Source organism: Mesorhizobium sp. LSHC412B00, assembly GCF_000503035.1.
Lineage (GTDB): Bacteria > Pseudomonadota > Alphaproteobacteria > Rhizobiales > Rhizobiaceae > Mesorhizobium.
Map to the genome: position 1 here is coordinate 347276 of NZ_AYWB01000005.1, position 19582 is coordinate 366857.

Sequence of the window (19582 nt, forward strand, 5' to 3'; positions counted from 1 at the left end):
CCGGTCCTTTGCCCTGTGCGAGGAAGGCCGCATGAGCCTTTCACCCCGCCTCATTGCCCCGGAAAAGCGCGGCGAGGATGCTGAGCAGACCTTGCGGCCGCAGACGCTCGCCGATTTCGTCGGCCAGGCCGCAGTGCGGGCCAATCTCAAAGTCTTCATCGAGGCCGCCAAGGGCCGCAGCGAGGCGCTTGACCATGTGCTGTTCGTCGGGCCGCCGGGGCTTGGCAAGACAACGCTGGCGCAGATCATGGCGCGCGAGCTCGGCGTCAATTTCCGCTCGACCTCCGGTCCGGTGATCGCCAAGGCCGGCGATCTCGCCGCACTTCTCACCAATCTCGAAGACCGCGATGTGCTGTTCATCGATGAGATCCACCGGCTCAATCCGGCAGTCGAGGAGATCCTTTACCCGGCGATGGAGGATTTCCAGCTCGACCTGATCATCGGCGAAGGTCCGGCGGCACGCTCGGTCAAGATCGATCTTGCCCGCTTCACGCTCGTCGCCGCCACCACCAGGCTCGGCCTTTTGACCAACCCGCTGCGCGACCGTTTCGGCATTCCGGTGCGGCTCAATTTCTATTCTGTCGAGGAACTGGAGCAGATCGTGCGGCGCGGCGCCCGCATCCTGCAAATGCCGCTTGGCGACGATGGCGCGCGGGAGATCGCACGTCGCGCCCGCGGCACGCCGCGCATCGCCGGCCGGCTGCTGCGCCGCGTGCGCGATTTCGCCTCCGTCGCCGGCGACGGCCACGTCGACAAGCAGATTGCCGACGAAGCTCTCACCCGGCTCGAGGTCGACGCGCTCGGCCTCGACGCACTCGACCGCCGCTATCTCTCGATGATCGCGCGCAATTTCGGTGGTGGGCCGGTCGGCATCGAAACCATCGCCGCCGGCCTCTCCGAGCCGCGCGACGCCATCGAGGACATTATCGAGCCCTATCTGATCCAGCAGGGTTTCATCCAACGCACGCCACGCGGCCGCGTGCTGACCGCCAACGCCTGGCGCCATCTCGGCCTCGACGCGCCAAAGGATCTGGCACAGCAGCAGATCAACCTGTTCCAGGAAGAGTAACGGACATTTGTTCTTCGGAACGGATTTCTGTGCAGAATCTCCTCAAACCTGCCAGCGTGAAGGCGCATTCCTCGATTGTATCGGGCGTCGCAATGTCGGCGCGAACTGCTCCGATCAAGGTCGGAGCCAGAAAAGTGATCACCAGACGCGGGTTCCTGAAATTCGCCGGAGGTTCGTTCCTCTCGCTGGCTTCGCTCAGTGCCTATGCGGTCGGCATCGAGCCGATGCTGTTGACGCATGTGAAGCGCTACCAGCTGACGCCGCCGCATTGGCCTGCAGATCTCAAGCTGCGCGTCGTAGCACTTGCCGATATTCACGCCTGCCGTCCCTGGATGACGCCTGAGCGGATCGCTTCGCTCGTCGAAGATGCGAACGTGCTGAAGCCCGATCTGATCGTACTGCTCGGCGACTATTTCTCAGGCATGTCCCTGGTGACGAACCGGGTGGAGGCCCATGAATGGGCGCCGGCCTTGTCAGGACTGAAGGCGCCCCTTGGTGTGCTGTCGATCCTCGGCAATCACGACTGGTGGCACGATCCTTTCGCGCAGCAGGCCGGAGCGGGGACTGTGGCGCGCAAGGCATTGGAGGAATCCGGCATCTCGGTTCTGGAGAACGACGCCGTGCGCCTGCAAAAGGATGGATACGGCTTCTGGATCGCCGGGCTCGCCGACCAGCTGGCACTGTTACCGAACAAGGCCGCAGGCCGCGACAGATTTGAAGGCCTGGACGATCTCGACGGCACGCTGGCCAAGATCACCGACCAGGCACCGATCATCCTGCTTGCGCATGAGCCTGACATTTTCCCGAAAGTGCCGTGGCGGGTTTCGCTGACGCTGTCGGGCCACACACATGGCGGGCAGGTCAGGCTGTTCGGCTATTCACCGGTGGTGCCGTCCCGCTTCGGCAACCGCTTTGCCTATGGCCATGTCGTCGAGAATGACCGCAATTTGATCGTGTCAGGCGGACTCGGCTTCAGCATCGCGCCGGTGCGCTTTGGCATGCGGCCGGAGATCCTGCAGATCGACCTCGGTTAGGGCATGCCGGTATTCAGGTGATGCCGGCCTGCAAATGAGGTGTTCCTGCGCTTCCGGTAGTCACGGACCAAAGTCCGCTCCGTTCCGGTTTTCGGACCCCTCATTTTCGACTCGGCCTGACCTGACATGCCCTAGGGCTAATGGAGCGAGCGGATCGCATCCATCACGGCGGGTTCGGCCTTTTCGCCGTTGAAAGCGTCGACGATGCCGAAGGCGCCGCCAAAACTCCACACCGACCATGAGAAGCCATGCGCCTCGGCGCGCGCGATCATGTCCTTGACATAGGCCGCGCGGTATTTGGGCGGCATCACATAGGGATTGCCATATTCCTGGCGGATCATGCCGAACTCGCCCAGCGTGATGTTTTCCGGCTTGATGGCGTTGGCCTTCGCCCAGGCCTCGACCTTTTCGAACGGCGCATCCATGACGCCGAGCAGCTTTTCGTCCGTGTCCATGCTGGCGACTTGTTCATCGAGATAGGCGAGCAGGCCGTTCCGTCTGGTCCGTGGCGCCTCGGCTTTTATCTTGGCGCGGATCGCATCCAGCGTCGCATCGAGCTCGGCGCGCGGCACCGCGGTCAGCGGATAGGGCAGGCCGGTAACATAGAGAATGAAATCGCCGGCCCAGGTCGCGCCCTGATGCGTCAGCAGGAACGGGTCGTAGGAGTGGAAGGTCCAGATGATGTTGTCGTCGGGGATCGACTTTGGGTCGATCCTGACCAGCGAAGCCGCACTGGAATAACAGGCGCCGGTCAGGATCAGCGTCAGCCTGGTGGCCGAGGCGCGCGCGGCCGCGAACAGCTTTTGCTGACGCTCCGGCCACAGGCTGGTGCCCTCGCTGTCGCAGTCGACGATAGGCTCGTTCATCGGCTCGAAAGCGACCTGCGCCGGGTCCTCAGTGGCAAGCGTGCGCGCCATTTTGCGGACGACCTCGACATAGGCCTCGAAGGTTGCGGGATCGTCCATCACCTGGCCCATGCCGATCTCGCGGCCGCCGCCGGCCGGGATCAGGTGCATGTCGACGATCACTTTCAGACCGGCCCGGTTGATCATGCGCGCCGAGTCCCGCACGCTGGCATAAAGATCGTCACGCAGCGCCAGTGTCTGATCCGACATAAACGGCGAGGGATCGACCGGCATGCGCAGAAAGTCGAAACCGGCGGCCTTCAGCGCCTTGAGGTCATCCTCGTTCAGGAACTTGCGCCATTCCGGATAGGGCAGGATGGCTTGTCGGTCGTTCCATTTGTCTTCCCCGACCCAGGTCGTCCACTGGTCGAGGTTGAGGCCGCGCTTCATCGAAAAGCTCGCGGCCTGACCGGGAAGCGCAGACGACGCCAGCACCAGCAGCGCTGCCATCACGGTCTTGATCATCGCCGTCAACAGTGCCATCGGTTTGCTGCGCTGGTGATTTCGGCAAGACAGGTGCCCCGCCGGGGGCAAAAAGGAAAGCGCGATGGACGATCATGGTGAATCGGCGGCGCTTGCTGCCTGGCTTTCCGGAGCCTTGACGGAATTCGGCCATCGGCTGATGGCGCGGGNATGGTGAATCGGCGGCGCTTGCTGCCTGGCTTTCCGGAGCCTTGACGGAATTCGGCCATCGGCTGATGGCGCGGGTCTACTATGCCGACACCGACTTCTCCGGCGTCGTCTACCACGCGCGCTATCTCGAATTCTTCGAGCGCGGCCGCTCGGACTATCTCAGGCTGGCGGGCGTCCACCACACAGAACTTCACGAAGGCAAGCACGGCGAACGGATCGTCTGGGTGGTGCGGCGGATGGAGATAGATTTCCGCTCGCCTGCCCGCATGGACGACATCCTGACCATCGACACATCAACGCAGGATATTTCCGGCGCACGCATCGTCATGGCGCAGCAATTGAAACGCGGGACAGAGGTTCTGGTCGAAGCAAAGGTCGAGGCGGCGATCATCGGCGAGAACGGCCGGCCGAAGCGCTTTCCGAAAGAATGGATCGCGGCCTTTCTACCAGGAGCAAGCTGATATCCAGGCCTGCCGGCCGGCAACGAGCGGCCAATCGGCAGCGCATTCGATTGTGGATGGATGGCCCGCGTCGTGCCTTGGCGCGGCAATGCGCCGCGCCATATTTCCTAACCCATCCTTAACCATAACGGTTCATGAAGAGATCGGTGAAGATTGGAAGAATCCGCGCGCCTTCCTTTCACCAATATTTGCCCTGAAAAGGCCGCCAACGGTGCATTTTGGGGTTAATCCGGAAGCCAAGCGCGAACGGACCACAAGGGATGCCCATGGGCCAGCCGCCAGCGATGCCCGGAAAATCTTAAGGACTGAAGCATGGAAACTACCGCACTCGCCGATCCGGCAGCGCAATTGTCGATTTGGGCGCTGTTCACACAGGCCAGCTGGGTGGTCAAGCTGGTCATGATCGGTCTGCTCTGCGCCTCGGTCTGGACCTGGGCGATCATCGTCGACAAGCTGGTCAGCTATGCCCGCATGCGTCTGTCGCTCAATCGCTTCGAACAGGTGTTCTGGTCGGGGCAGTCGCTGGAAGAGCTCTATCGCACGCTTGCCGACCGCAAGACCACGGGCATGGGTGCGATCTTCGTTGCGGCCATGCGCGAATGGAAGAAGAGCTTCGAGAAGGGGGCCAAATCGCCGCTCGGCCTGCAGACCCGCATCGACAAGGCGATGGACCTGGCGTTGACGCGCGAGATGGAGAAGCTGGAGGGCCGTCTCGGCTTTCTCGCCACCACTGGTTCGGCCGCACCCTTCATCGGCCTGTTCGGCACCGTCATCGGCATCATGACCTCGTTCCAGGCGATTGCCGGTTCGAAGAACACCAGTCTCGCGGTTGTTGCACCCGGCATTGCCGAAGCGCTGCTGGCGACGGCCATCGGTCTTCTCGCCGCCATACCGGCGGTTATCGCCTACAACAAGCTGTCATCCGACGCGAACAAGATCGCGGTGCGGATGGAAGGGTTCTCGGATGAGTTCTCCGCCATACTCTCGCGCCAAATCGATGAAAAAGTAGCGCCTAAGGGCTGAGGTAAGAAGATGGGTATGTCGGTTGGCATGGCAGGACGCGGCGGGCGCGGACACAGGCGGCGCGGCCGCCACCATGCATTGATGTCGGAAATCAACGTCACGCCGATGGTCGACGTGATGCTGGTGCTCTTGATTATCTTCATGGTCGCCGCACCTATGTTGACGGTCGGAGTGCCGGTCGACCTGCCGGAGACGAAGGCCAAGGCTATGAACGCCGACACCCAGCCGATCACCGTTTCGATCGACGCGGCCGGCAAGATTTTCCTGCAGGAGACCGAAATCCCAAGGGAAGAGCTGGTCGCCAAACTGCAGGCGATTTCCAAGACCGGCTACGAAGAGCGCATCTTCATCCGCGGCGACAAGGCGACCAACTATGGCGCCGCGATGGAGGTGATGGCCCTCATCCAGGCCGCCGGCTACAAGAATATCGGCCTGATTTCACTGCAGCAACAGGATCAGTAGACGCACGATGAAGACCGGCCTCACCACATCGGTGATACTGCATACGGTGGCACTGGCTTTCGGCCTGTTCACCCTGTCGGCGCCGGCCGCGCTGCCGTCCACGGATGTCGAGTCGATAGCGGTCGACATCGTTCCCATGGAAGCCATTGCGCAGACGCTGCAGGGCGACAAGAAGGCGGTGATGCACGAAAAGCCGGCGCCGATGCCGACCAAGCGTCCCGACATCGTGCCAGATGCACAGAAAATCGGCGAGAACAGCGTTGATACCGACAAGCCGGTGACGGACGAGCCCAAGCCGAAGCTGGTGGAGAAAACAGCGACGGCTGCTCCGGCGCCGACCCCGACCGAAAAGCCGAAGACCGAGGACACGCCGAAGCCAAAGGAAGCGCCGAAGCCGACACCTGCGACGGAGGTGGCGCCGGAGCCGCAGCCGAAGGAAGAGGTCAAGCCCGAGCCGGTGAAGCAGGTTGAACCGAAGCCGACCCCGGTGAAGGAGCCTGCACCAACACCGCAGCCGGACACGACCGCCGCCATAGAGCCGAAGCCACGCGTGAAGCCCGATGCGGTCGCCGAAGCCATATCGGATCAGCAGCCTCTGGAAGAAGCGCAGCTTCCGACTTCCGCTCCTGCTCCCGAAGCACGGCCGAAGCCGCAGCCGGCGCAGGCCGAAAGCGCGAAGGCACCGGACCGCAAGGACGCTGACAAGCCAGTCAAGGAAGCCTCGTCGAAGCCGAAGTCGGATGACAAGCAGTTCAATGAGGCTGACATCAAGGCTTTGCTCGACAAGCAGAAGCCATCCGGCGGCGGCGCCAAGCGCTCGACCCAACAGGCATCGCTAGGCGGCGACAAGGATCAAGGCCAGAAGCTGTCGAAGTCCGAGCAAGGGGCATTGGAAGAACAACTCGGTGGCTGCTGGACCCTCCCGGTTGGGCTTGAGGGTTCTGAGGATTTCACCGTGGTGATCCGTTTCAGCCTGGATGCCTCCGGCAAGCTGGAGGGCCGTCCGACCGTCGAGAAGTCCAGCGGCAACCCCCAGTTCGACAGCAGCGCGGTTCGCGCTGTGCAGAAATGCGATGTCGCCGGCCTGCAGGTGCCCGCCGGAAAGCATGACATTTGGTCCGACGTTCGCGTCAACTTCGATCCCAGAGCGATGCTTGGCCTGTAGCCTGAGCACCCAGAAATCAGCAAGAGAAGCGAGAAGACATGAAATCCATCCTCAAGCCGCTCCTGATGGTCGCCGCGATGGCGATGGGCATGAACGCCGTCGTCACCTTGCCTGCTCGAGCAACCCTCGAGCTCAACGTCAACAAAGGCAATGTCGAACCGATGCCGATCGCCATCCCAGATTTCCAGGGAGGGCTCGGCGCGCAGATTTCCGAGATCGTCACCGCCGACCTGAAGCGCTCCGGTCTCTTCGCACCGATAGACAAGAACGCCTTCATCGAGAAGATCGCCAATCCGGATGCGCAGCCCCGTTTCGACGACTGGAAGGTGATCAATGCGCAGGCGCTGGTCACCGGCAGCGTGAGCAAGGAGGCGGACGGCCGAATCCGCGCCCAGTACCGACTATGGGATATTTTTGGCAACCAGCAGATAGCCGGGGAGCAGTTTTTCGCCAACGACGCAAATCAACGCCGTGTCGCCCACATCATCGCCGATGCGATCTATGAGAAGCTCACCGGCGAGAAGGGCTATTTCGACACACGCGTCGTCTTCATCGACGAATCCGGCGCCAAGAATGCGCGTAAGAAGCGGCTCGCCATCATGGACCAGGACGGCGCCAATGTGCGCTATCTCTCCGATGGCCGCTCGATCGTGCTGACGCCGCGTTTCTCGCCGAATCGGCAGGAAATCACTTACATGTCCTATGAAAGCGGCCAGCCGCGGGTCTATCTGCTGCAGATCGAGACCGGACAGCGCGAACTGGTCGGCAACTTTCCCGGCATGACCTTTGCGCCGCGCTTCTCGCCCGACGGCCAGAAGGTGATCATGAGCCTGCTGCGCGATGACGGCAATTCCAACATCTTCGCCATGGACCTGCGAAGCCGCTCGACCACCCGGCTGACCAACTCGACCGCCATCGACACCTCGCCCTCTTATTCGCCCGACGGCAGCAAGGTGGTATTCACTTCCGATCGTGGCGGCCGTGCGCAGATTTATGTGATGGGCGCCGACGGCTCGGGCCAGACCCGCATTTCGTTCGGCGACGGCGTCTATTCGACGCCGGTGTGGTCGCCGCGCGGCGACCTCGTCGCCTTCACCAAGCAGACCGGCGGCGAATTCCAGATCGGCGTCATGAAGACCGACGGTTCGGGCGAGCGCATCCTCTCCTCGGGCTTCCAGCAGGAGGGACCGACCTGGGCGCCCAACGGCCGCGTGCTGATGTTCTTCCGCGACTCCGCCGGCGGCCCAAAACTGGTTTCCGTCGATCTCACCGGCCGCAACGAACAGTCGATCCCGACCGCGAATTTCGCGTCGGATCCCGCCTGGTCGCCGCTGCTGGAGTAGTTTCGGCCGAATTGCCACACCTGCTAAAAAGGGGCCCGTTTGGCCCCTTTTCCATTCATTAGTCGCGTTTCGGCCGCATTTCCGCCTAGGGTCCGCGCCAACTGTGACTGTGGATTTGAAGGTCGTGGACGGACGATCGAAACCAAACATTAACCGTATTTCTTGAATGCCGGTTAACCCAAACGTGGTTACTGGGTGATCAACGAAATCACTCGAAATACGATCACTCGAATACGAAGGAGAGGCGGCATGGGCCGTATCGCAGCACTTACCAGAAACCCGGCGATGATCGCCCTGATCGCGATGCTCGCCATCACCGGTTGCGCCTCGAAGAAAACCCCGAACAACGCTGCCGATCTCGGTCTCAATGGCGCGGGTGCCGCAACGCCGGGCTCGGCGCAGGACTTCACCGTCAACATTGGCGACCGCATCTTCTTTGACACGGACTCGACCGCGATCCGCGCCGATGCGCAGACGACGCTGTCGCGGCAGGCACAGTGGCTCAACCAGTACAAGCAGTACGCCATCGTCGTCGAAGGCCATGCTGACGAACGCGGCACACGTGAATACAATCTGGCTCTCGGCGCCCGCCGCGCCGCCGCCACTCGCGACTTCCTGGTCGCCAGGGGCGTCTCGGCGAGCCGATTGAAGACGATTTCCTACGGCAAGGAACGTCCGGTCGCGGTCTGCGACGACATCTCCTGCTGGTCGCAGAATCGCCGCGCCGTCACCACGCTCTCCGGCGCCGGCTCCTGATGAGTAAGACGGCGGCCTTAGTCGCATAATTGCAACACCTCCATGCGAAAGGCGGCCTTGTGGCCGCCTTTTTCAGTTTCGGCCCCGGAAACAAACCCGGAAACAAAATTTGGCCGAAGTCTCGCCTCCTGCTAAGAGCCGAGGGCGTCGTGCCGGTCCCACTGTGATCGGAAGGCGCGAACAGGCTCACGATATTCACGGCGAGAGGCACATGCATTTCAGATCGGTCTTGAGCGGCACGCTTGCGCTGCTGCTCGTATCAGGCTTCGCGGCTTCTGCGAGCGGCACCGGACAACCCGCGGATAGCGGCTTTTCCTTCCATCTGCCGACGCTCGGCATTTTCGGCAAGAAGGAGAAGCCGGAGCAGCAACAGATCGCGCAGCAGCAGGACGGCACCGCCGCCGCGGGGCTGGAAGATCAGCTCCGGCAGATGAACGGCAAGCTCGAGGAACTCAACTTCCAGATCCTGCAGATGCAGGAGCAGATGCGCAAGCAGCAGGAAGACAACGAGTTCCGCTTCCAGCAGTTGGAAGGCGGCTCCAGCGGGCAGCCGCCGGCCCAGAAGAAATCGGAGGCCGCGCCGCAGGACGGTGGCGCGGGCACCGGCGTCGCCGAGGCCCCGGCAGACCAGGCGCCGGCCGGTGCCGGCGCGCAGTCGGATGGCGGCCAGAGCGTCGGCGAGGTCATCGTCGAATCGCAGACCGGCGATCCCGGCAAGGTGATCAACGGCACGCCGCCCAAGACCTTCGGCACCATTACCGTCGACAAGAACGGCAATGTAATCGACGCCGGCGGCAACACGCAGGCAGCGGCGCCGGCGGAAGGTGCGGCTCCCGCCGCCGAGGCGCCGGCTGCCGGGGCTAAGACCGGCAAGTCGGACGGCACGGTGGTGGCGGCGCTGCCTGCCACCAACAACCCGGAAGAGATCTACCGCAACTCCTACCAGTTCATCCTGTCGGGCGACTACAGCACCGCCGAGCAGGGTTTTCGCGACCACATCGCCCGGTTCCCGAAGGACGCCAAGGCGGCGGACGCGCATTACTGGCTTGGCGAATCGCTGCTTGGCCAGCAGAAGTATCATGACGCTGCCGAGGTTTTCCTCTCCGCCAGCAAGGACTATCCGAAGGCCAAGAAGGCGCCTGACATGCTCCTGAAGCTTGGCGTGTCGCTGGTCGGCCTCAAGCAGAAGGATGTCGCCTGCGCCACCTTCGGCGAGATCGGCAAGCGCTATCCCGATATTTCGGCCGCGCTCAAGGAACGCGTCAAGCAGGAGAGGGCGCTGGCGGCGTGCTAGTCTTTGCCGTGTTGTCCCAGAACCGGGACCACTTTTGCGCGACATGCATTGATGCTCGATACCGAGCCTGACCTTTCGAATTTTTCGCAGATCGACTTTACCAACGGCGCGCTTGCGGCCGTGTCCGGCGGCAGCGACTCGACCGCCCTCCTTCTTCTCCTCAAGGCTCACCTCGACCGCAGCGCCCCGACAGCCCGGCTGCTGGCGGTGACGATCGACCACGGCCTGCGTCCGGAAGCAGCAGTCGAAGCGCGCAGCATGGCAAAGCTCTGTGCGGAGCGCGGCATTGCGCACCGGACGCTCAACTGGTCCGGCGCCAAGCCGTCGACCGGCCTGCCCGCGGCGGCGCGCGAGGCGCGCTACCGGTTGCTGGCCGAGGCAGCGCAGGCGCAAGGCATTGGTGTGATCGTGACCGGCCACACCGCCGACGACCAGGCCGAGACCGTCCTGATGCGAGCCGCGCGGAATGACGGGCGAGAGCTTGCAGGCCGAGGTCTCGCCGGCATGGCGCCGGCCACCCTCTATGACTGGCGGATCTGGATCGCGCGGCCGCTGCTCGGCGTACGGCGCGCGGCGTTGCGCGCTTTCCTGCAGCGCGAACATGTCGGCTGGGCGGAGGATCCGACCAACATCGACACGAATTTCGAACGCCCGCGCATCCGGGCCGTGCTCGGCGAAGACCGGAGCGGGCAGCGTTTTGCCGAGGCAATCGGCCTGGCTGGGCGGGCTGCCGGCGATCGCGAGGAACTCGGTCGCCGTGCTGCCGCCCTGATTGGTGAATTTGCCAGCCGGCCGGCGAGGGGTCTCATCCGTCTCGATCTCGGTTTGGCGGAAGCGGATGACACGCAAGCCGCGGTCTATGCGCTGCGTGTTCTGCTGGCGGCGACGGGCGGCACCGCCTTGTTGCCGGACCAGGCGCGCAGCGAAGCGCTGTTCGAGCAAATGCGGGCCGGTCGGCTTTGCGCCACATTGTCGCGGGCGGTCGTCGATATCAGGCGAAACGGCATCTTCCTGCGCCGTGAATCGCGCGACCTGCCGCGTTCCGCGCCGGTAGCTGGCACTCTGCTTTGGGACGGTCGCCGGCGGATCACGCCACACATCGAAGCCGGGGCGATCACATTGGACGACAGTCCGGGTGCATGGTTGATCGCGCCGCTTGGCGCCGCTGCCGCCGCCAAAACGCCGATTGCCGGGGATGGCGCGCCGCCAAGCCTTGTGCGCGCCGCCCTGGCTGCGGAACCGGCGCTGTGGCGCGGCGGCGAATGCCGTGGTTTTGCAGGGGATGTAGCGGCGGCGGCGGCAATCGCGGTCAGCCCCGCCGCTGCCCCCTTTGCCCGTTTCCTGCCTTGCTTCGATCTGGTGTTGGCGCAGCCCGTCGCCGAGTTGATCGGCGCACCGCCTGTTCCGGCTTGCCCTTTGGCCGCCACAGTGCCGGTTGATCATGGCGCGAAAGCTTAACCCAGACGTGCTGTTATGCTTGGCAAGGGGGGGCGCTCTCCCTATGTTAGGCGCAAGTTTCCTCTCATGACGCGTGTCCCAGCGGGCACCAACGGGACAATTGATGAATCCGAATTATCGCAATCTCGCGCTCTGGGCGATCATAGCGGTCCTGCTCATTGCTCTCTTCAATCTGTTCCAGACGCCGCAGACTCGCGGGGCCTCGACCGACGTTCCCTATTCGCAGTTCCTGCAAGAGGTCGCGGCCGGCCGGGTCAAGACGGTGGTCATCGCCGGCGCCCGCATCACGGGCACCTACGCCGACAACGCCAATGGCTTCCAGACCTATTCGCCTGGCGATCCGCAGCTGGTCTCGCGGCTGCAGGACAAGAACGTCACCATCAATGCGCGGCCTGAGTCGGACGGTTCCAACTCGCTGTTCAGCTATCTGATCTCCTACCTGCCGATGATCCTGATCCTTGGCGTGTGGATATTCTTCATGCGCCAGATGCAGTCCGGCTCCGGCCGCGCCATGGGTTTCGGCAAGTCGAAGGCCAAGCTTCTCACTGAGGCGCATGGCCGCGTCACCTTCCAGGATGTCGCCGGCGTCGACGAGGCCAAGGAAGATCTGGAAGAGATCGTCGAGTTCCTGCGCGATCCGCAGAAGTTCCAGCGCCTCGGCGGCAAGATCCCGCGCGGCGTGCTTCTGGTCGGACCTCCCGGCACCGGCAAGACGCTGCTCGCCCGCTCCGTCGCCGGCGAGGCCAATGTGCCGTTCTTTACCATTTCGGGTTCCGACTTCGTCGAGATGTTCGTCGGCGTCGGCGCAAGCCGTGTCCGCGACATGTTCGACCAGGCCAAGAAGAATGCTCCCTGCATCATCTTCATCGACGAAATCGACGCTGTCGGCCGCCATCGCGGCGCCGGCCTCGGCGGTGGCAATGATGAGCGCGAACAGACGCTGAACCAGCTGCTGGTCGAGATGGACGGCTTCGAGTCCAACGAGAGCATCATCCTGATCGCCGCCACCAACCGGCCCGACGTGCTCGACCCGGCGCTGCTGCGTCCGGGCCGTTTCGACCGCCAGGTGGTGGTGCCGAACCCCGACATCGTCGGCCGCGAGAAGATCCTCAAGGTGCATGTGCGCAACGTGCCGCTGGCGCCGAATGTCGACCTCAAGGTGATCGCACGCGGCACGCCGGGCTTCTCGGGCGCCGACCTGATGAACCTGGTCAATGAATCCGCTCTGATGGCGGCGCGCCGCAACAAGCGACTTGTCACCATGGCCGAGTTCGAGGACGCCAAAGACAAGATCATGATGGGCGCCGAGCGCCGCTCGTCGGCCATGACCCAGGCCGAAAAGGAACTCACGGCCTATCACGAGGCCGGCCACGCCATCCTGGCGCTCAACGTGCCGTCGGCCGATCCGCTGCACAAGGCGACCATCATCCCGCGCGGTCGCGCGCTCGGCATGGTCATGCAGCTGCCGGAAGGCGATCGCTATTCGATGAGCTACAAATACATGATCTCGCGGCTTGCCATCATGATGGGCGGCCGCGTCGCAGAGGAGTTCAAGTTCGGCAAGGAGAACATCACCTCCGGCGCCTCTTCGGACATCGAGCAGGCGACAAAGCTGGCGCGCGCCATGGTCACGCGCTGGGGCTTCTCCGACAAGCTCGGCCATGTCGCCTATGGCGACAACCAGGAAGAGGTTTTCCTCGGCCATTCGGTGGCGCGCACGCAGAACGTCTCGGAAGAGACCGCGCAGATCATCGACGCCGAAGTGCGCCGGCTGATCGACGAGGCCTATGTCACGGCCAAGTCCATTCTGACCAAGAAGAAGAAGGAATGGATCGCTCTGGCGCAGGGCCTGCTCGAATACGAGACGCTTTCGGGCGAAGAGATCAAGCAGCTGATCGCCGGGCAGAAGCCCGCGCGAGATTTGGGGGATGACACCCCCACAAGCCGCGGCTCGGCTGTGCCGAAGTCCGGCCGCCGCAAGAAGGGTCCCGAGCCCGAAGGCGGCATGGAGCCTCAGCCGTCGAGTTGAGCTGACATCACTTGATGCAAGAAAACGCCGCGGCTCAATCCGCGGCGTTTTGCTATTCAGGGTCTCTCAAATAGCATGCGGGACGGATGCATTTGCTTTGCCGGGGCGCACACCGTCAGTCCGGCCAGCATGTTGCTTGCCCCATCTGGCCAGCGGGATCAGGGCATTGTCCAGCTCGATGCCGAATTCGGTAATCGAGTATTCGACCCTCGGCGGCACCTCGGGAAAGATTTCGCGATGGACGATGCCGTCGGCCTCCATTTCGCGCAGCTGTTGGATCAGCATCTTTTCGCTGATGTCAGGCACCAGCCGCTTCAGCTCACCGAATCGTGCCGGCGCCTTGTGAATCTGCCAGAGCAGTAGCGCCTTCCATTTGCCGCTGATGACCTCCAGCGCCGGCCCCAATCCGCAACTATCTGGCTGTTTCTTTCCCATGTTTCATCCAATTCTGAGCAATCGGTGGGTAGCTTACATTTTTGTCGGTACTTGAGAAAAACCAAGCCGGTCCATAGCTTCAAACCAGCTCGCCGGCATCGGCGAACACCACAACATCATATCGGTACCTCGCTTCGACCTGCAAAGGCCGTCGGCGGCCGGATTTTGTCAAAAAGGGATGGATCATGACACGATACGCAAACAAGAAGGCCGTTGTCATCGGCGGGACGCACGGCATGGGGCTCGCCGTTGCCGAAGCCCTGATCGAAAGCGGCGCCGAGGTCCTGGTCACCGGCCGCGACCAGCGCAACATCGAGGCCGCGCGAGTCAAGCTGTTTTCGCGAGCTCATGTCGTGCGGTCCGATATCTCAGACATGGCCGATATCGTCACGCTCGGTGCCGAAGTGGGGCAGAAGCTTGGCCAGATCGACTTCCTTCACGTCAATGCCGGGGTGGCCAATCTCGAACCCGTCGAGCGGGTCACCGAGGACAGTTACGATCGCACCTTCGACATCAACACCAAAGGCGCTTTCTTCACCGCGCAGCGCCTGCTGCCCCTCATCAGGGATGGTGGCGCCATAGTCTTCACCTCGTCGATCGCCGACGAATCCGGCACTGGCGGCATGAGCGTCTATTCCGGATCGAAGGCGGCACTGCGCGCCTTCGCCAAGGTCCTGGCCGCCGAGCTTCTGCCGCGCCGGATCCGCGTGAATGTGGTCAGCCCTGGTTTCATCGATACGCCGACGATGGGTGTGGCCGACGCGTCGGCCGAGGAGCGGGCCGCCTTCATGGCGATCGGCGACGCGGTCACGCCGATGAGGCGCCACGGCACGATGGAGGAGGTGGCGCGCGCAGTGCTGTTCCTGGCGTTCGACGCGACCTTCACCACGGGCGCGCGGCTGACCGTGGACGGTGGCCTTGGCCAGGACCTGAGCCCGACACCGGCGTAACCGCGCAACCAAACCAAGGAGAAGCAGAATGAGCGACATAACAGTGATCGGTCTCGGCGCCATGGGCACGGCGCTTGCCGAAGCCTTTCTGAACCAGGGACATGCGGTGACGGTGTGGAACCGTTCTCCGGCAAGGGCTGAGGCTTTGGCAGCCAAGGGCGCCATTGTGGCCAAGAGTGTCGAGGAAGCCGTCAGATCGAGTCCACTGATCGTGGCGTGCCTGCTTGTCTATGACACCGTTCGTGAGGTGCTCGGCCCAAGCCGAGAGGCGCTGTCGGGCCGCACATTGGTCAATCTCACCAACGGCACGCCCGAGCAGGCGCGGGCGATGTCGGGCTGGGCGGTGAGCCAAGGCGCCAGCTATATCGACGGCGGCATCATGGCGGTGCCGCCGATGATCGGCGGGCCGCACGCACTGATTCTCTACAGCGGTTCGCGCCAGGCGTTCGATGCCTGTTCGGGGCAGCTCGGAGCGCTCGGCACCAGCAAATTCCTCGGTGAGGATGCTGGCCTCGCGCCGCTCTATGATATCTCGCTTCTGACCGGCATGTACGGCATGTTCGCGGGCGTTCTGCAGGCGTTGGCATTGACGGGCGCAGCAGGAATCCCGGCCGGCGAGTTCATGCCGCTGCTGGCCTCCTGGCTTCAGTCGATGCAAGGCCTGCTGCCGAAGTGGGCCGAACAGATCGACAGTGGCGATCACACCAGCAATGTCGTTTCCAATCTGGGCATGCAGGCTGATGCCTACGTCAATCTCATCGATGCCAGCAGGTCGGCTGATGTCAGCACCGAACTCGTCCTGCCGATGCAAAGCCTGATGAAGCGCGGGGTGGCTGCCGGCCAGGCCAATGCCGATCTTACAAGCCTGGTCGCACTGCTCCAGCTCTCGAAACAAGGCGCTTGACGGGGCAAGACCCGAGAGAAGGCCCGCCAACCTTGCGGTTGGGGGCCTTCGATCTTCAAACGCTGCTGGTCGATCAGCTCTTCAGCTTGGCGTTGCAGAGGCTGTAATAGCCGCCGCCCTTCTGGATCCAGCGAAGGCCGTTCAACGTACCCGCGTCCTTGTTGCCGTGGTAGCCCTGCAGGCAGGTCTTCATCCGCGCCTTCGAGGGCTTCTCGGTCTTGAATTCGGCGGCGAGGGTGGTCGGGAATGTCACGCCCGTCGGCGCTACAGCGGGGGCGATCCCCGCGCTGGCTTCCTTCTCCGGCTGCGGCTGGGTTTTGACCGCATCCGTACTGGCACTCTCCGCAGCTGACGTCGCGCATTTCTCGGTGCGGAAAGCGGTCCAATCCATGCCGTTCAGAGTGCCGCCTTCCTTGGCTGTGCGATAGGCCTCGCCGCATTCCTTCATCGTCAGTGCGCTTGCAGGGGCGACGCTCCAAGCAATCCATACCGTCACAGCGAATGCCGCCAATTTCAATCTGGACATAAGACCCTCCTGGTTGACAAAAGTTCGATGTCCTTTTGTATACCATTTGTTCTACATATGTTCAATTGGAATCTTGCGAACCACCGATATGTCTGGCGGTGGGCAGTGTGGGCGATAGATGATGCCGACAGCTTCCGCGGTATGTAGACGCGAGCAACTCCGGGTGTGTTCGAGCGCAACAAAAAGGCCCGCGCATGCTGCGATGCGCGGGCCTTTTTCTGGAGAATATGGCTACGCGATCAGCTCTTCAGCTTGGCATTGCAGAGGCTGTAGAAGCCGCCGCCCTTCTGGATCCAGCGCAGGCCATTCAGCGTGTTGGCATCCTTATTGGCGTAGTAGAGTTCGAGGCAGGTGTGCATGCGGCCCTTGGCCGGCGTCTCGCCGGCGTATTTCTTCGAGATCGCGGCCGGGAACTTCACGCCCTTGGGAGCGGTGACCGAGGGCTTCTCGGGCTCGCTGGTATAGGTCGCCTCGCTCGGAGCGGGCACGGTGTCGTCGTCATCTGCGCCTGCGCCGCATTCGGCCTTGCGGAAGTCGTTCCACTTCTTCCCGCCCAGAGTATTGGCAGACTTGGCAGCCTGGTACTTGGCGCTGCAATCGGCCATGCTCAGGCCCTTGCCGCTGCTGTCGGCAGCTGCCTTGGTGGTTGCCTTGGCGGGTGCTGCCGCGGCCGAGGCCCCGGCGGCGCATTCGGTCTTGCGGAAGTCGTTCCACTTTGCGCCATTGAGCGTACCGGCGGCCTTTGCCGCCTGGTACTTGGTGCTGCATTCCTTGGCCGTCAGGCCCTTGGCGCCATCGTCGGTTGTGGCTGCGGCCTTGGTCGTGGCCTTGGCGGGTTCTGCCGCGGCGGATGCGCCGGCGGCGCATTCGGTCTTGCGGAAGTCGTTCCACTTTGCGCCATTGAGCGTACCGGCGGCCTTGGCAGCCTGGTATTTAGCGCTGCATTCCTTGGCCGTCAGACCCTTGGCGCCGTCATCAGCAGCGGCGGCCTTGGTCGTGTCCGTCTTGGCCGCAGCGGCCTTCTTGGCCGCCGGCTTTGCGGTCTCGGTGGTGGCCGCCGCGTCGGTGCCGCACTCGGCCTTCCGATACTGATTCCAGGTCTGCCCGTTCAGCGTGCCGGCGTCCTTGGCGGCATTATACTTGGTACTACACTGGGCCATGGTCAGCGCGCTGGCGGGCGCCGCCATGAACAAGGTTGCGACGGCAAGACCCGTCAAAGTTGCAAGTCGGTGGATGAGCATGGCGTTCTCCCGTTGCTGCGCCCATAGGTTGTACCTGTGTCAATCAATAGCTCTCAACGCTAGGCTGCGCCAGATGCTAAACGGCGTTCTCCCGATAAGGTGATGGACCCTTGCGATCTGCCGCTCCAACAGTCCGGCTTACCGGCCCAATCTGCGCAGTGTGGCCCAGTGTGAATGCTATATTGCGGCAACACCGTGTCATGATACGCTGCCAACGCTCCGAACAGCCTGCTACAATGATTTTCTAAGAATTGGTAATATACAATCACACAATGTGATAGTCGGGCTCGGACCAATTGTGGCATTACGAGCCGGCTGAAAACCGACGGGGATTCTGGCAAGCATGGCAGGACGTTATTTTGGCACCGACGGCATTCGCGGGCGCGCCAACAAGTTTCCGATGACGGCTGAGATCGCGATGCGGGTCGGCATGGCCGCCGGCCTGTCGTTCCAGCGCGGCAGCCATCGCCACCGCGTCGTGCTCGGCAAGGACACCAGGCTGTCCGGCTACATGATCGAAAACGCCATGGTGTCCGGCCTGTGCGCGGCCGGCATGGATGTGTTCCTGCTCGGCCCGATCCCGACACCGGCGGTCGCCATGCTGGTGCGCTCGCTGCGCGCCGATATCGGCGTCATGATCTCGGCCTCGCACAACCCTTATTACGACAACGGCATCAAGCTGTTCGGTCCCGATGGCTACAAGCTCTCCGACGAGATCGAGGAGCGCATCGAGAGCATGCTCGACAAGGATATCGAACTGGCGCTCGCCGATTCCGACGGGCTCGGCCGCGCCAAGCGCGTCGACGGCGTGCATGACCGCTACATCGAATTCGCCAAGCGCACGCTGCCGCGCTCGATGTCGCTGTCGGGTCTCAGGATCGTCGTCGATTGCGCCAATGGCGCAGCCTACAAGGTGGCGCCCGCCGCACTTTGGGAACTGGGCGCCGAGGTCATTGCCATCAATGTCGATCCGAACGGTTTCAACATCAACAAGGAATGCGGCTCGACCCATCCGGCCGGCCTGCAGAAGAAGGTGCATGAAGTGCGCGCCGATATCGGCATCGCACTCGACGGCGATGCCGACCGTGTCGTCATCGTCGACGAGAACGGCACCATCGTCGACGGTGACCAGATCATGGCGCTGATCGCCGAGTCCTGGCACCAGAGCGGGCGACTGGCCGGCGGCGGCGTCGTCTCGACGGTGATGTCCAATCTCGGCCTCGAACGCTTCCTTGGCGACATGAAGCTGCAGCTGCATCGCACCAAGGTCGGCGACCGCTATGTCGTTGAGCATATGCGCGCGCACGGGTTGAATGTCGGCGGCGAGCAGTCGGGCCACATTGTGCTGTCCGATTTCTCGACCACTGGCGACGGGCTGGTCTCGGCGCTGCAGGTGCTGGCCTGCATCAAGCGGCAGAACCGGCCGGTCAGCGAATTGTCGAAGAAATTCGAGCCGGTGCCGCAACTGTTGAAGAATGTCCGCATCGCCGGCGGCAAGCCGCTTGAAGAAGCCTTGGTCAAGGCGGCGATCGAAGATGCGCGCAACCGTCTAGGCAAGGCCGGCCGCCTGGTTATCCGGCCCTCGGGCACCGAGCCGCTGATCCGCGTCATGGCCGAGGGCGACGACCCACAGCTGGTCGAGGCCGTGGTCAACGACATCGTCGACATCATCTCGGAAACGCGCAGCGCCGCCTGATTGCGCTGCCTCCGACGGGAGGGGCGAACTGCCGGCTCAAGACTTCAAGCCCGCCTGCAGGCGGGCTTTTTGTTTCGGCCAGGGTTGGTCCCAGCGTCATGGCGGCGGAGGCCGTTTGCTAAAATGTCGAGAATTCGTGGTTAATCGACAGGGTTAAACGCCTTTTAACTTTTGCAATTCATTATCCACAACTGAGGT

General features: G+C 62.9%; 18 protein-coding genes. 14 read left to right on the top strand and 4 right to left on the bottom strand.

All coding sequences use genetic code 11. The annotated features are described in order from the left end of the window. Positions 1–31 precede the first annotated feature (31 nt). Together ruvB and X757_RS152015 are read left to right on the top strand one after the other, a co-directional pair. Positions 32–1069, top strand: a complete 1038-nt coding sequence (gene ruvB, locus X757_RS152020; protein WP_023726178.1) for a Holliday junction branch migration DNA helicase RuvB — start codon at positions 32–34, stop codon at positions 1067–1069. A 134-nt stretch (positions 1070–1203) separates the two neighbouring features. Then, positions 1204–2103, top strand: a complete 900-nt coding sequence (locus X757_RS152015) for a metallophosphoesterase (protein WP_023726179.1) — start codon at positions 1204–1206, stop codon at positions 2101–2103. Positions 2104–2240: 137 nt separating this feature from the next. Here X757_RS152015 and X757_RS152010 read toward each other — a convergent pair whose 3' ends face one another. Next, the gene (locus X757_RS152010; protein WP_023726180.1) at positions 2241–3491 is read right to left on the bottom strand and encodes a glycoside hydrolase family 5 protein; all 1251 of its coding nucleotides are present in this window, start codon (positions 3489–3491) and stop codon (positions 2241–2243) included. Positions 3492–3682: 191 nt separating this feature from the next. On the opposite strand from X757_RS152010, the gene ybgC reads away from it, so the two are divergent. The 9 genes from ybgC to ftsH all read left to right on the top strand — a co-directional run bounded on the left by ybgC (position 3683) and on the right by ftsH (position 13632). Further along, a complete protein-coding gene (ybgC, locus tag X757_RS152005; protein ID WP_023726182.1) occupies positions 3683–4102 on the top strand; it encodes a tol-pal system-associated acyl-CoA thioesterase in 420 nt (139 codons plus the stop codon). A 312-nt stretch (positions 4103–4414) separates the two neighbouring features. Next, positions 4415–5125, top strand: a complete 711-nt coding sequence (tolQ, locus tag X757_RS152000) for a protein TolQ (protein ID WP_023673844.1) — start codon at positions 4415–4417, stop codon at positions 5123–5125. A 9-nt stretch (positions 5126–5134) separates the two neighbouring features. Then, positions 5135–5587, top strand: coding sequence for a protein TolR (gene tolR, locus X757_RS151995; protein WP_023673843.1), 453 nt, complete (start codon positions 5135–5137; stop codon positions 5585–5587). Positions 5588–5594: 7 nt separating this feature from the next. Next, entirely contained in the window at positions 5595–6752 is a 1158-nt protein-coding gene (locus X757_RS151990; protein ID WP_023684181.1) for a cell envelope integrity protein TolA, read from the top strand. A 38-nt stretch (positions 6753–6790) separates the two neighbouring features. Beyond that, positions 6791–8095, top strand: coding sequence for a Tol-Pal system beta propeller repeat protein TolB (gene tolB / locus X757_RS151985; RefSeq protein ID WP_023673841.1), 1305 nt, complete (start codon positions 6791–6793; stop codon positions 8093–8095). Positions 8096–8344: 249 nt separating this feature from the next. After that, the gene (pal, locus tag X757_RS151980) at positions 8345–8851 is read left to right on the top strand and encodes a peptidoglycan-associated lipoprotein Pal (RefSeq protein WP_023684182.1); all 507 of its coding nucleotides are present in this window, start codon (positions 8345–8347) and stop codon (positions 8849–8851) included. 211 nt (positions 8852–9062) lie between these two features. Continuing rightward, the gene (gene ybgF, locus X757_RS151975) at positions 9063–10145 is read left to right on the top strand and encodes a tol-pal system protein YbgF (protein WP_023726183.1); all 1083 of its coding nucleotides are present in this window, start codon (positions 9063–9065) and stop codon (positions 10143–10145) included. Positions 10146–10196: 51 nt separating this feature from the next. After that, on the top strand, positions 10197–11603 hold the full coding sequence (gene tilS, locus X757_RS151970; RefSeq protein ID WP_023726184.1) for a tRNA lysidine(34) synthetase TilS: 1407 nt from the start codon (positions 10197–10199) through the stop codon (positions 11601–11603). Between the two features lie 103 nt (positions 11604–11706). Continuing rightward, on the top strand, positions 11707–13632 hold the full coding sequence (gene ftsH, locus X757_RS151965) for an ATP-dependent zinc metalloprotease FtsH (RefSeq protein ID WP_023673598.1): 1926 nt from the start codon (positions 11707–11709) through the stop codon (positions 13630–13632). Positions 13633–13698: 66 nt separating this feature from the next. Here ftsH and X757_RS151960 read toward each other — a convergent pair whose 3' ends face one another. Continuing rightward, entirely contained in the window at positions 13699–14067 is a 369-nt protein-coding gene (locus X757_RS151960) for a helix-turn-helix domain-containing protein (RefSeq protein ID WP_023726185.1), read from the bottom strand. A gap of 185 nt (positions 14068–14252) precedes the next feature. Here X757_RS151960 and X757_RS151955 point away from each other — a divergent pair, with 185 nt between their 5' ends. Both X757_RS151955 and X757_RS151950 read left to right on the top strand, forming a co-directional pair. Next, positions 14253–15017: an SDR family oxidoreductase gene (locus tag X757_RS151955; RefSeq protein ID WP_023726186.1), complete on the top strand. Its 765-nt coding sequence runs from the start codon at positions 14253–14255 to the stop codon at positions 15015–15017. 28 nt (positions 15018–15045) lie between these two features. Then, positions 15046–15921 (top strand): NAD(P)-dependent oxidoreductase, encoded by an 876-nt coding sequence (locus X757_RS151950; protein WP_023726187.1) that lies wholly within the window; start codon positions 15046–15048, stop codon positions 15919–15921. A gap of 73 nt (positions 15922–15994) precedes the next feature. Here the strand turns inward: X757_RS151950 and X757_RS151945 are convergent, their stop codons facing one another. Together X757_RS151945 and X757_RS151940 are read right to left on the bottom strand one after the other, a co-directional pair. After that, the gene (locus tag X757_RS151945; protein ID WP_023726188.1) at positions 15995–16447 is read right to left on the bottom strand and encodes a hypothetical protein; all 453 of its coding nucleotides are present in this window, start codon (positions 16445–16447) and stop codon (positions 15995–15997) included. 239 nt (positions 16448–16686) lie between these two features. Continuing rightward, entirely contained in the window at positions 16687–17688 is a 1002-nt protein-coding gene (locus X757_RS151940; RefSeq protein ID WP_023726189.1) for a hypothetical protein, read from the bottom strand. 343 nt (positions 17689–18031) lie between these two features. Between X757_RS151940 and glmM the strand changes: the two genes are divergently transcribed. After that, complete coding sequence (glmM, locus tag X757_RS151935) at positions 18032–19384, top strand: phosphoglucosamine mutase (protein ID WP_023704880.1); 1353 nt, start codon at positions 18032–18034, stop codon at positions 19382–19384. Positions 19385–19582 lie beyond the last annotated feature (198 nt).

Coding starts and splice junctions, on each gene's coding strand:
- X757_RS151945 (WP_023726188.1), bottom strand. CDS start 16,447: ATGTCCAGATTGAAATTGGCGGCATTCGCTGTGACGGTATGGATTGCT.
- X757_RS151990 (WP_023684181.1), top strand. CDS start 5,595: ATGAAGACCGGCCTCACCACATCGGTGATACTGCATACGGTGGCACTG.
- X757_RS151950 (WP_023726187.1), top strand. CDS start 15,046: ATGAGCGACATAACAGTGATCGGTCTCGGCGCCATGGGCACGGCGCTT.
- tolB (WP_023673841.1), top strand. CDS start 6,791: ATGAAATCCATCCTCAAGCCGCTCCTGATGGTCGCCGCGATGGCGATG.
- tolR (WP_023673843.1), top strand. CDS start 5,135: ATGGGTATGTCGGTTGGCATGGCAGGACGCGGCGGGCGCGGACACAGG.
- tolQ (WP_023673844.1), top strand. CDS start 4,415: ATGGAAACTACCGCACTCGCCGATCCGGCAGCGCAATTGTCGATTTGG.
- X757_RS151960 (WP_023726185.1), bottom strand. CDS start 14,067: ATGGGAAAGAAACAGCCAGATAGTTGCGGATTGGGGCCGGCGCTGGAG.
- ruvB (WP_023726178.1), top strand. CDS start 32: ATGAGCCTTTCACCCCGCCTCATTGCCCCGGAAAAGCGCGGCGAGGAT.
- tilS (WP_023726184.1), top strand. CDS start 10,197: ATGCTCGATACCGAGCCTGACCTTTCGAATTTTTCGCAGATCGACTTT.
- X757_RS151955 (WP_023726186.1), top strand. CDS start 14,253: ATGACACGATACGCAAACAAGAAGGCCGTTGTCATCGGCGGGACGCAC.
- glmM (WP_023704880.1), top strand. CDS start 18,032: ATGGCAGGACGTTATTTTGGCACCGACGGCATTCGCGGGCGCGCCAAC.
- X757_RS152010 (WP_023726180.1), bottom strand. CDS start 3,491: ATGGCACTGTTGACGGCGATGATCAAGACCGTGATGGCAGCGCTGCTG.
- ybgF (WP_023726183.1), top strand. CDS start 9,063: ATGCATTTCAGATCGGTCTTGAGCGGCACGCTTGCGCTGCTGCTCGTA.
- pal (WP_023684182.1), top strand. CDS start 8,345: ATGGGCCGTATCGCAGCACTTACCAGAAACCCGGCGATGATCGCCCTG.
- ftsH (WP_023673598.1), top strand. CDS start 11,707: ATGAATCCGAATTATCGCAATCTCGCGCTCTGGGCGATCATAGCGGTC.
- X757_RS151940 (WP_023726189.1), bottom strand. CDS start 17,688: ATGCTCATCCACCGACTTGCAACTTTGACGGGTCTTGCCGTCGCAACC.